Raw genomic sequence first — 11,379 nt, forward strand, 5'->3', positions numbered from 1 at the left:
AAATGCAAACCTATTCTTTCCTCCGCGAACTTGCCGACAGTTGGATCCTGTTGGTGATGTTCCTGTTCTTTGCCGGCGTCATCGTCTGGGCCTTCCGCCCCGGCAGCGAAGAAATATACACCGATGTGGCCAAGATACCCTTGGGCGACGACACCCAACCCAAACACGCGAAACAAAAAGGGGATGACAATGTCTAAGGGCAAAACTGACGACGTCACAGGCACCGAGACCACCGGCCACAGCTGGGACGGCATCGAAGAGTTGAACACACCGCTGCCCCGCTGGTGGCTATGGACACTGTACCTCTGCATCATTTGGGGCGTCATCTATACCATCGCCTATCCCGCCTGGCCGATGGTGTCCGGTGCGACCAAGGGCGTTTTGGGCTGGTCGACCCGCGCAAATGTGGCGGCTGAAATTACCGCGCACGAAAGCAAGAACGCCGATCTGGCGACCGCGCTTTTGGCGACAGATATGGATGTTTTGCCAGCCAGTGCCGATCTGAACCGCTATGCTGTTGCGCGTGGCGGTGCGGTGTTCCGCGCCAATTGTTCGCAATGTCACGGGTCGGGTGCGGCAGGGGCCAAAGGCTATCCCAACCTGCTGGATGATGAATGGCTTTGGGGCGGTGCGATGGCAGACATCGAATACACCGTGCGCCACGGCATCCGAAACGAACAGGACGCTGACGCGCGGTATTCGCAGATGCCAGCCTTTGGCGAACTCCTTGAAAAGGACGAAATCACCGCCGTGGTCGAACATGTCGTGTCCTTGTCTAACGCCGAATTTGACGCCACGCTTGCTGAAGCCGGGGCCACTGTTTTTGCTGACAATTGTTCGGCATGTCATGGTGAAACCGGTCTCGGGGACCGCGCACAAGGGGCCCCCAATCTGGCGGATGCGATCTGGCTTTATGGTGGCGACCGCAATGCCCTGACCGAAACCGTGAAAAACGCCCGCTTTGGTGTGATGCCCGCCTGGGGTCCACGCCTGACCGAGGCCGATGTTCGCGCCGTTTCCGCCTACGTGCACTCTTTGGGAGGCGGAGAGTAACGCGAAAGCAACCAGTTACCTGATAACTGGCTCACATCCCCGAAAGCGCACCTGTTCGCAAAATGCGTCGCTTCGGGGATGTTGTTGATCAAGATCAAGGTTTATCGTTCTGAGGACAGCTAGGTCGGGAGGGCAAACAGGAATAAACATATGACTGATCAAACGACTCCACCCTCTTTATACGCAGCGCGCGAACCGATCTTCCCACGGCGTGTCACCGGATTTTTTCGCCGTTTCAAATGGGCGATATTGATCGTCACCCTTGGCATTTACTATATCACCCCGTGGATTCGCTGGGACCGTGGCCCCAGCCTGCCGGATCAGGCCGTTCTGGTTGATCTTGCCAGCCGCCGTTTCTATTTCTTCTGGATCGAAATCTGGCCCCATGAATTCTATTTCGTGGCGGGCCTTTTGATCATGGCGGGGCTTGGCCTGTTTCTGTTCACATCGGCGCTTGGGCGCGTGTGGTGCGGATATACCTGCCCCCAAACCGTCTGGACCGATCTTTTCATTCTTGTCGAACGCTGGATCGAAGGCGACCGCAACGCCCGTGTCCGGCTTCACAAAGCCAGCTGGAACCTGCGCAAATGGCGGCTGCGCCTGACCAAATGGGCAGTTTGGCTGGCCATTTCTGTTGCGACAGGCGGGGCTTGGGTGTTCTATTTCACCGATGCGCCGACACTGGCCGTTGATCTGGTTCGCCTGACCGCACATCCGGCGGCCTATATCACCATCGCAATTCTGACCGCGACGACCTTTATCTTTGGCGGGTTCCTGCGGGAACAGGTCTGCATTTACATGTGCCCGTGGCCGCGCATTCAGGCCGCGATGATGGACCCTGATACCATTACCGTCGCCTATCGCGACTGGCGCGGCGAACCCCGCGGCAAAAGCAACAACCGCCGCCGCAGCAAAGCCGAAGCCATCCAGATCGAGGCGGATGCACAAGCAGCTGGCCCCGGCGAGGCGCGCTATCCCGGCACGCCGTATCGTCAGGCGGCAAAACCGGTAGCCCCCGTCATTCAACCTGTTGCCGAAACCGGCGACTGCATCGATTGCATGGCCTGCGTCAACGTGTGCCCCATGGGCATCGACATCCGCAACGGCCAGCAGATGGAGTGTATCACCTGTGCGCTGTGCATTGATGCCTGTGACGATGTCATGGACAAGATCGGCAAGCCGCGCGGTTTGATCGACTATCTGGCCCTGTCAGACGAAACTGCCGAACGTGCTGGCGAACCCGTAAAACCGTTGTGGAGGCATATCCTGCGGCCCCGCACGATCCTGTACACAGTCGTCTGGCTGCTGATCGGCCTTGGGCTTGTCTATGCGTTGTTCATCAGATCCGAAATCGAACTGACGGTCAGCCCTGTGCGCAACCCGACCTATGTGACCCTTTCAGATGGCACGATCCGCAACATCTATGATGTACGTCTGCGCAATAAATCCGGCGAGGCCCGCGATTTCAGGCTAAAACTAACCAGCGACGAAATCTTGCGGATAGAACTTGAGGGGACAGAGGACCTGACTTTGAGCATCCCCGCAGATACAACCGTTTTGCAGCGTGTCTATGTCACGGCCCGCCCGGAAGATCCGGCAGCCAAGTCTGCGGCAACCGACCTGCGGCTTTGGGTGGAAGACACCTCGGCACAGACACGCGCCTCAAAGGCGACAACTTTCAACGGACAGGGGAATTAAATGCAACGCGAACTTAAAGGATGGCATGTTTTCACCGGCTTCGCGATGGCCTTTGGTGTGATCATCGCCGTCAACCTGACATTGGCTTTCAACGCCGTACGGACCTTCCCGGGCCTCGAGGTCAAAAACTCCTATGTTGCCTCGCAAAGCTTTGATGTTGACCGCGCAACACAGCTGGCGCTGGACTGGGATGTCGCGGCAACCCTGAACGGCGATCATCTGGTGCTGACCATCCTCAAGGGCGATGCCCCGGTTTCCCCCGTGATCGAAGAAGCCATCTTTGGCCGTGCGACCAGTGTCGCCGCAGACCAGACCCCCGATTTCAGGTTCAACGGCCAGGCTTTTGTCGCCGATGTCAAAGCCGGTGCGGGAAACTGGAATCTGCGCCTGAAAATGAGGGCGATTGACGGGACGCTGTTTCAGCAGCGGGTGATTGTTAAGGTGCAAAAATGACAATGGTCGCGGCATGTCCGGGCTGTGCAGCGGCCCCGATGGCGTTGAAACACGCCGAAAACCATGCTGCACCTGCGCTGGTCTTGTCACTGCCGACGATCCATTGCGCCGCCTGTATCGGCAAGGTCGAACGCAAGCTGAATGCCCTGCCCCAAGTTGACACCGCGCGGGTCAACCTGTCGCTTAAACAGCTGTCGGTGCATGGCGCGGATGTTGATGCCGACACCATCGTCGCCGAACTGAAATCGATTGGATACGAGGCCTATCCGCTTGATGCCACGCTGCTGGAGACCCGTCAGGATACTGTCGGGCGCAACCTTATGGTGCGGCTGGCCGTTGCCGGCTTTGCCATGATGAACGTGATGCTTTTCTCTGTCGCGATCTGGTCCGGTGCATCTGATACCACCCGCGAATTATTCCATCTGATATCGGCCACGATCTCGCTACCGGCGGTGCTGTATTGCGGGCAACCGTTCTTTGCCAGCGCATGGTCTGCATTGCGGGTGCGCGGGCTGAATATGGATGTACCGATCTCGCTCGCTATTCTGCTGGCCACTGGGATGTCACTGTTCGAAGTCATGAACGGCGGGGCCCATGCCTATTTCGACGCGGCCCTGTCGCTGACCTTCTTCTTGCTGATCGGTCGCTATCTGGATCATCACACCCGCAGTTCCGTGCGTTCTGCCGCCAAAGAACTGGCAGCGCTGGAAGTGCGCACAGCACAACGGATCGAAAACGGCGAAGCGGTCAAGACCCCGGTATCGGAGCTTGCCGTCGGGGATCGGCTGCTTATTCCGTCGGGCGTGCGCGTTCCTGTTGATGGAACACTCGACAGTACCCAAGCCATATCGGACCGCTCGTTTCTGACCGGTGAATCCGCCGCCATCACCCTTGCCCAAGGCCAACAGGTTCAGGCCGGGGAAATCAATCTGGGTGCCCCGTTCGAAATGACAGCCACAGCCGTTGGGGATGATACCACCCTGCGGCGCGTGGCCACATTGGTCGAGATGGCCGAAAACAGCCGCAACAGCTATACCAACCTGGCCGACCGTGCGGCACGCATCTATGCGCCCGCCGTGCATCTGCTGGCCTTCATATCATTTCTGGCATGGGTCTGGATCAACGGCGATGTCCGCCATGCCCTGAATATTGCGGTGGCCGTGCTGATCATCACCTGCCCCTGCGCCCTCGGGCTGGCCGTCCCTGCGGTCGCCACAGCGGCGATCGGGCGGCTGTATTCAATGGGTTTTCTGGTGAAATCCGGCACCGCGCTTGAACGCCTGGCCGAAGTCGACATTGCGATCTTTGACAAAACCGGAACGCTGACACTGGCGGGGGCCAATGCCCGGCTTGACAGCCTGACCTCCCAGCAAGCCGCCATCGTTAAGGGCTTGGCACAGGCCTCCGACCATCCGGTTTCTCGCGCTTTGGTCGCTGCCCTGCCAACTGCCGTTGCCGCACCGCTGACCGACATTGCAGAGGTCGGCGGAAGCGGGATGCAGGCGTTGTATAAAGGGCAAACCGTCCAGCTTGGCCGTGGCGATTGGATCGGCGCTTCCTTCAACGGACTTGGCCTCAAAGTCGGGGATGACCCTGCCATCGCCCTGCCCCTGCGGGAAACCCCGCGCGAAGGCGTCGAGGCCGCGTTGAACGGCCTTCGTGACCTGGGGGTCCCCTCCCAGATCTTGAGCGGTGACAAGCAGGACGCGGTCAGTGCCTTGGCGCTTCAGCTTGGCGTGAAAGACATCCAGGCCGAGATCAGTGCAACGGACAAGCACGCCTACCTCAGCAAGCTCCAGCACGAGGGCCACCATGTCGTGATGGTCGGGGACGGGTTGAATGACACCGCAGCGCTGGCCGCCGCCCATGCGTCCGTCGCCCCGTCATCCGCGCTGGACGCATCGCGCAACGCGGCGGATGTGGTGATGCTGCGCGAAAGCCTTGACGGCTTCCCGCTGCTGATCCGGATCGCCCGCAGCACGTCGCAATTGTCAAAACAGAACTTTGCGATTGCCGCCGGTTACAATGCCATCGCAATTCCCGTCGCGCTTCTGGGCTATGCCACCCCCCTGCTCGCCGCAATCGCGATGTCAGCCTCCTCCATCACCGTAATCGCCAATGCAATGCGGGTTAGGTTCATCAAATGAATGTTCTTATTATCCTGATCCCTGTTTCGATCATTCTGGGTGCCTTGGGCCTTTGCGGCTTCTTGTGGACCCTGCGCAGCGGTCAATACGACGACGCCGCAGGAAGCGCAGCACGCCTGTTGCTGGACGACGAAGAGCCGTGCGACGAATAACAGCAGTTTTTTTGATACGGTCCAGCAATTTTCCGCTTCCCAGCGAATGTCGGTTTTCGACCAACGGTTGGGGAATAAAGCTGGCCAAGAAAAATTATCGAGCCAAAGAAGCAGGCCTGACCCCAACAAGTGGAGACTGTGCCATCCAATCCTGCGCTGTACTTATTAGATGCCTTGGCCCGTCCAAATAGATGGTTTTGTCACCCACTGCCGATTGCAGATCCACATCCCCCAACCAAAGCGCAATCAGATTTGCGAGCGTCGCCGTCAAATAGACATCAACCTCATGCCCCGGGTCGTCGACGCAAAGGTCGGTCGCATCGCCATTTGCAATCACCCACCAAGAATTGAGATCAGTGCGGTCGGAAATTTGCACGAGGATCACGGTTTCCCCGTCGGGCAAGCCTGCGGTATTCACCGTTCGGTGGAAATCCCACATGAACCCGCCAACATCACAATCTTGCGCCGCGATACTGCGTTTGCGCCACCGCATTCCCCAGACGGCCATGTTTTCGACAATGGGCCCAAGTTCTCTGCCAGAGCGCGTTAGTTTATATTCAGTCGCCTGACCAGATGGCGCAGCCTTTCGAATGATAATATCAGCGGCTTCAAGCGTCTTGAGCCGCTTGCTCAAGATCGAAGGTGACATCCTAGGGATGGCCTTTTGAAATCGTCCGAACCGCGTCGTTCCTAGGAACATCTCGCGGAGCAATAATAGGGTCCATTTGTCCCCCAAGATGTCTGCGGATGCCATTGCCGGGCATAGGCTGCCAGATATGTTCTTCGATTTTTCATCCATCTACGAAGCGTACAGTGCTCATGGGCGACTTGGCTACTACGGATCATGTAGTGGTTTGATACAGAATGCGAAGTATCTCCCACCTATTTAAGCGCGCATCATTGAGGCAAGCCCGATTTCACGGGTGGTTTCGCACTGAAAGGAGTTTTCCATGGGCCGTTCAATTACATTCATCTATGGCGTCGCTGCCTACGCCATTTTTCTGGTAACGTTCCTGTATTCTATTGGTTTTGTTGGCAACATTCTGGTGCCAAAATCCATTGATTCCGGCACACAGGGGCCGGTCGCAAATTCACTCATGATCAATCTGGCGCTGCTTTCCGTCTTCGCGCTTCAGCATAGCATCATGGCGCGTCCCGCTTTCAAACGTATCTGGACAAGAATCATACCCAAAGCCGCTGAACGCAGCACCTACATCTTGATGACATGCGTTGCCCTGATCCTGATCTTTATGTTCTGGCAACCGCTAACGACACCAATATGGGACGTCAGCAATACGATTGTCGGCACGGCATTGACCGCGCTGTTCTGGGTTGGCTGGCTGGTCGTTCTGACCTCGACTTTCATGATCGATCACTTTGATCTGCTCGGCCTGAAGCAGATCTATGCGAACCTGAAAGATCGTGACGCAGCACAACCGGGGTTCATCAAAGTTGGTCTGTATCGATTGGTGCGTCATCCCATTATGACCGGGTTTCTGATTGCCTTTTGGGCGGCACCAACCATGTCAGTCGGGCATCTTTTGTTCACATTGGTGACCACGGGATACATTGTCATCGCTGTGCTTCATCTTGAAGAAAAGGACCTGATCGCCGAGATTGGCGAGGACTACCGCGCATATCAGCGTGAGGTGCCTGCGTTTGTTCCCGGACTTGGAAGGGGGCGGTAAAATGACACTGGACCCCAATCACCTGAACCACATTCATGCTTTCGCAGAAGGAAAGCCGACCAACATTTTCGACCGGCAATTGCCATTGCGCGAGCAATATCATGTCACGCCGGATTCCGCGTGGGTATATGATCATGCAAAGTCGGTTGATACTCAGGTTCCCGCCAATCACCCGATCCATGGCCATGTCGTTTGCGGCGAAGGAATACCGTTGGATATCCCCGTTTCCGTCCACAAAGCGGTCGGAGGCGAAAGCGATTTTCCGTGTCCCGGCGAACTCCTCGCCGCTGCTTTGACTAGTTGCCTCGATACGGCGATCCGCATGATTGCTAACCTCAAGGAGATAAAGCTGAACCACCTTGAAGTGCAGGTCAGTCTTGGTGCAGACGTCCGTGGGGCGCTCATGACAGGTGACAGTGTGCCTGTTGGGTTTCAGAATGCGCACATGAGGGTCGATCTGAGGACGGAATGTGATTTGTCAGAGCCTCATCTGAACGCGCTGATCGACGCCGCAGAACGGAGTTGCGTCATTCTGCAAACGCTACGCGCGCCGCCAAACGTGAACATTGAGCGGTGTCTGAGTGATTCCGTTCAGCTAGGAACCGGTCAGAGCCGTGGTTTGTAATTTCCCAAAGCGGGCCTTCAGATTCATTCGGCGAAAGCTCACTTAGTCCGCTCTGCCGGCCTTAGTGCATTTTGGAGCGAACGTCCGGTTTGCGCCCAGCCTGTTGGGTCAGTGGACGCAAGAGTGGAGTACGGGTGGTCCCTGCTTCTGCCAGCATGCGTTAGAAAAGCGCCCTTTAAACAGCAAAACGCCCGTTGTGTAATGAACACATCGGGCGTTTTGTATATTGTATCGTAAGAGAGATAATCATTTATTGAACTTATTAGGTTTGGCGGTGACCTACTCTCCCACGTCTTAAGACGCAGTACCATTGGCGCAGTAGCACTTAACTGCCGAGTTCGGGATGGGATCGGGTGTTTTGCTTACGCTATGACCACCAAACCGAATAAATTCAATAAATGTCCAAGTCAGTACAGTTATGTATGTGTGTATGCTTTTGAATGATTAGTATAATGCACTACCGCTTTGCTACTTGAGCGCTGCTAAGTCTTGCTTCTACTGGATCAAATCAAGCCTATCGAGCCATTAGTACCAGTCAACTGAACGTATTACTACGCTTACATCTCTGGCCTATCGACGAGGTGGTCTACCTCGGCTCTCAGGGATACCTTGTTTTGAGGGGGGCTTCCCGCTTAGATGCCTTCAGCGGTTATCCTGTCCGATCATAGCTACCCAGCACTGCTATTGGCATAACAACTGGTCCACCAGTGGATCGTTCACCCCGGTCCTCTCGTACTAGGGGCAACTCCTCTCAAGTATCCTACACCCACGGAAGATAGGGACCGAACTGTCTCACGACGTTCTAAACCCAGCTCACGTACCTCTTTAAACGGCGAACAGCCGTACCCTTGGGACCTGCTCCAGCCCCAGGATGAGATGAGCCGACATCGAGGTGCCAAACACTGCCGTCGATATGGACTCTTGGGCAGTATCAGCCTGTTATCCCCGGCGTACCTTTTATCCGTTGAGCGATGGCCCTCCCACTTGGGACCACCGGATCACTATGGCCGTCTTTCGACTCTGCTCGACTTGTCAGTCTCGCAGTCAGGCTGGCTTCTGCCATTGCACTCAACGAGCGATTTCCGACCGCTCTGAGCCAACCTTCGCGCGCCTCCGTTACGATTTAGGAGGCGACCGCCCCAGTCAAACTACCCACCACACAGGGTCCCGGATCCGGATAACGGACCGCGGTTAGACATCAAGCAGAACAAGGGTGGTATCTCAAGGGAGGCTCCACGCAAACTGGCGTTCACGCTTCAAAGCCCACCACCTATCCTGCACATGTTCGGCCTAATGCCAGTGTGAAGTTGTAGTAAAGGTGCACGGGGTCTTTCCGTCTAACCGCGGGTAACCGGCATCTTGACCGGTAATTCAATTTCGCTGAGTCTATGTTGGAGACAGCGGGGAAGTCGTTACGCCATTCGTGCAGGTCGGAACTTACCCGACAAGGAATTTCGCTACCTTAGGACCGTTATAGTTACGGCCGCCGTTTACCTGGGCTTCAATTCAGAGCTCTCACCCCTCCTTTTAACCTTCAGGCACCGGGCAGGCGTCAGACCCTATACGTCGTCTTACGACTTCGCAGAGCCCTGTGTTTTTAATAAACAGTCGCCACCCCCTGGTTTGTGCCCCCAGCCCATACTTGCGTACAGACCGGGCCTCCTTCTCGCGAACTTACGGAGGTATTTTGCCGAGTTCCTTCAACATAGTTCTCTCAAGCGCCTTGGTATTCTCTACCTATCCACCTGTGTCGGTTTAGGGTACGATCTAACGATGGAGCTATTTCCAGGGACCTCTAAGCAGCCCATTCAATCCGATAAGGATGAACTACCCTCGAGATCCGTCACTTCCATCTGGCCCAGGAATATTAACCTGGTTCCCATCGACTACGCCTTTCGGCCTCGCCTTAGGGGTCGGCTTACCCTGCTCAGATTAGCTTTAAGCAGGAACCCTTGGATTTTCGGCGAGAGTGTCTCTCACACTCTTTGTCGCTACTCATGTCATCATTCTCACTAGTGATCTCTCCACGGGATCCCTCACAGGCCCGCTTCACAGAAAACTCCGCGTCTCCAATCCCACCGAAGTGGTTAAGGAGACATGGAATTATGTCACACTACGCTCTGCTACCATGCAATAAATGCATCCTAAGCTTCGGCTCATGGCTTGAGCCCCGTTACATCTTCGCCGCAAGACAACTTATTTAGACCAGTGAGCTGTTACGCTATCTTTAAAGGATGGCTGCTTCTAAGCCAACCTCCTGGTTGTTTTGGTCGTCTCACCTGCTTTCCCACTTAGCCATGAATTAGGGGCCTTAGCTGTAGGTCAGGGTTGTTTCCCTCTTCACGACGGACGTTAGCATTCGCCGTGTGTCTGCCATCTAGTACTCCTCGGTATTCGGAGTTTGGTTAGGATCAGTAAGCCTGTGGGGCCCCATTACCCATCCAGTGCTCTACCCCCGAGGGTATTCGGATGACGCTCTACCTAAATAGATTTCGCAGAGAACCAGCTATCTCCGAGTTTGATTGGCCTTTCACCCCTAGGCACAGCTCATCCCGATCCTTTTCAACGGATGTGGGTTCGGTCCTCCAGTAAGTGTTACCTTACCTTCAACCTGGCCATGCCTAGATCACTCGGTTTCGGGTCTGATCCCACAAACTCAACGCCCTATTAAGACTCGCTTTCGCTGCGCCTACACCTAACGGCTTAAGCTTGCTTGTGAGACCAAGTCGATGACCCATTATACAAAAGGTACGCTGTCAGGGCGCATAGGCCCCTCCAACTGATTGTAGGCGTTCGGTTTCAGGTACTGTTTCACTCCCCTCGTCGGGGTGCTTTTCACCTTTCCCTCACGGTACTGGTTCACTATCGGTCAGTAAGGAGTACTTAGCCTTCGAAGGTGGTCCTCCGATCTTCAGACAGAATTTCACGTGTTCCGCCCTACTTAATACGTCCTCTCATGCTTCTTATACGGGACTATCACCCACTTTGGTTGCGCATTCCAACGCATTCTAACCACAATTGAGGCTCGGCTGGTCCCCGTTCGCTCGCCGCTACTAGGGGAGTATCAATTGATTTCCTTTCCTCCGGGTACTTAGATGTTTCAGTTCCCCGGGTTTGCTTTTATAAACCTATGTATTCAGTCTATAAATACCTGGTTTACCCTCCTATTTTGCCCTACCGCCTATTCGGCTACTTGAGGGCGAACCCGCAAACAGCATCTTAGGAGTAGTATAAATAGCAGAATATCAGGTGGGTTGCCCCATTCAGAAATCCATGGATCAAAGCTTATTCTCAGCTCCCCATGGCTTATCGCAGAGTATCACGTCTTTCATCGCCTCTTACTGCCAAGGCATTCACCAAACGCCCTTTTCGCGCTTGATTTGATCCAGAAAAAGCAAGACTACCCATGATGCCCTACCGCTTCGCTACTTGAGGGCTATTTACACCATCAACCAACGTCGCTGCATAAGGCAGGCAATCTGCGCGGAAGACAGAAGCTGGTAAGAAACTGTCTTTCCTTATTCCAGATCAAAAGCATACTTTTTTACCCGCCCAACCACTAT

Annotated in this window: 9 protein-coding genes and 2 rRNA genes; 8 read left to right on the forward strand and 3 right to left on the reverse strand. The window is 55.3% G+C overall.

The genetic code is table 11. The annotated features are described in order from the left end of the window. Positions 1-2: 2 nt before the first annotated feature. The 6 genes from ACSQ13_RS12635 to ccoS all read left to right on the forward strand — a co-directional run bounded on the left by ACSQ13_RS12635 (position 3) and on the right by ccoS (position 5,503). Complete coding sequence (locus ACSQ13_RS12635) at positions 3-197, forward strand: cbb3-type cytochrome c oxidase subunit 3 (RefSeq protein WP_176250809.1); 195 nt, start codon at positions 3-5, stop codon at positions 195-197. After that, a complete protein-coding gene (gene ccoP, locus ACSQ13_RS12640; protein ID WP_295511729.1) occupies positions 190-1,053 on the forward strand; it encodes a cytochrome-c oxidase, cbb3-type subunit III in 864 nt (287 codons plus the stop codon). Before ACSQ13_RS12635 ends, ccoP begins: the two co-directional genes overlap by 8 nt. A 150-nt stretch (positions 1,054-1,203) precedes the next feature. Continuing rightward, complete coding sequence (ccoG, locus tag ACSQ13_RS12645; protein ID WP_295511727.1) at positions 1,204-2,751, forward strand: cytochrome c oxidase accessory protein CcoG; 1,548 nt, start codon at positions 1,204-1,206, stop codon at positions 2,749-2,751. Continuing rightward, entirely contained in the window at positions 2,752-3,204 is a 453-nt protein-coding gene (locus tag ACSQ13_RS12650; protein WP_176250812.1) for a FixH family protein, read from the forward strand. Continuing rightward, positions 3,201-5,351, forward strand: coding sequence for a heavy metal translocating P-type ATPase (locus ACSQ13_RS12655; protein WP_295511725.1), 2,151 nt, complete (start codon positions 3,201-3,203; stop codon positions 5,349-5,351). The genes ACSQ13_RS12650 and ACSQ13_RS12655 overlap by 4 nt, the downstream gene beginning before the upstream one ends. Then, positions 5,348-5,503 (forward strand): cbb3-type cytochrome oxidase assembly protein CcoS, encoded by a 156-nt coding sequence (gene ccoS / locus ACSQ13_RS12660; protein ID WP_295511723.1) that lies wholly within the window; start codon positions 5,348-5,350, stop codon positions 5,501-5,503. Before ACSQ13_RS12655 ends, ccoS begins: the two co-directional genes overlap by 4 nt. Positions 5,504-5,597: 94 nt before the next feature. On the opposite strand, the gene ACSQ13_RS12665 is transcribed toward ccoS, so the two are convergent. After that, positions 5,598-6,302 (reverse strand): winged helix-turn-helix transcriptional regulator, encoded by a 705-nt coding sequence (locus tag ACSQ13_RS12665; protein ID WP_435988107.1) that lies wholly within the window; start codon positions 6,300-6,302, stop codon positions 5,598-5,600. Positions 6,303-6,453: 151 nt separating this feature from the next. Here ACSQ13_RS12665 and mddA point away from each other — a divergent pair, with 151 nt between their 5' ends. Then, positions 6,454-7,191, forward strand: coding sequence for a methanethiol S-methyltransferase (mddA, locus tag ACSQ13_RS12670; RefSeq protein WP_295511722.1), 738 nt, complete (start codon positions 6,454-6,456; stop codon positions 7,189-7,191). 1 nt (position 7,192) lies between these two features. Further along, entirely contained in the window at positions 7,193-7,816 is a 624-nt protein-coding gene (locus tag ACSQ13_RS12675) for an OsmC family protein (protein WP_295511720.1), read from the forward strand. Between the two features lie 266 nt (positions 7,817-8,082). Here the strand turns inward: ACSQ13_RS12675 and rrf are convergent. Together rrf and ACSQ13_RS12685 are read right to left on the reverse strand one after the other, a co-directional pair. Further along, positions 8,083-8,197: ribosomal RNA gene (gene rrf / locus ACSQ13_RS12680) — 5S ribosomal RNA — on the reverse strand. Between the two features lie 123 nt (positions 8,198-8,320). Next, positions 8,321-11,197, reverse strand: a 23S ribosomal RNA gene (locus ACSQ13_RS12685). Positions 11,198-11,379 lie beyond the last annotated feature (182 nt).

The organism is Sulfitobacter sp. SH22 (genome assembly GCF_965641905.1).
In the GTDB taxonomy this organism is placed as follows: domain Bacteria; phylum Pseudomonadota; class Alphaproteobacteria; order Rhodobacterales; family Rhodobacteraceae; genus Sulfitobacter.

What these genes read in the sequence shown, in the direction of transcription:
- ACSQ13_RS12635 (WP_176250809.1), top strand. Translation starts at nt 3, where the DNA reads ATGCAAACCTATTCTTTCCTCCGCGAACTTGCCGACAGTTGGATCCTG.
- ccoP (WP_295511729.1), top strand. Translation starts at nt 190, where the DNA reads ATGTCTAAGGGCAAAACTGACGACGTCACAGGCACCGAGACCACCGGC.
- ccoG (WP_295511727.1), top strand. Translation starts at nt 1,204, where the DNA reads ATGACTGATCAAACGACTCCACCCTCTTTATACGCAGCGCGCGAACCG.
- ACSQ13_RS12650 (WP_176250812.1), top strand. Translation starts at nt 2,752, where the DNA reads ATGCAACGCGAACTTAAAGGATGGCATGTTTTCACCGGCTTCGCGATG.
- ACSQ13_RS12655 (WP_295511725.1), top strand. Translation starts at nt 3,201, where the DNA reads ATGACAATGGTCGCGGCATGTCCGGGCTGTGCAGCGGCCCCGATGGCG.
- ccoS (WP_295511723.1), top strand. Translation starts at nt 5,348, where the DNA reads ATGAATGTTCTTATTATCCTGATCCCTGTTTCGATCATTCTGGGTGCC.
- ACSQ13_RS12665 (WP_435988107.1), bottom strand. Translation starts at nt 6,302, where the DNA reads ATGGATGAAAAATCGAAGAACATATCTGGCAGCCTATGCCCGGCAATG.
- mddA (WP_295511722.1), top strand. Translation starts at nt 6,454, where the DNA reads ATGGGCCGTTCAATTACATTCATCTATGGCGTCGCTGCCTACGCCATT.
- ACSQ13_RS12675 (WP_295511720.1), top strand. Translation starts at nt 7,193, where the DNA reads ATGACACTGGACCCCAATCACCTGAACCACATTCATGCTTTCGCAGAA.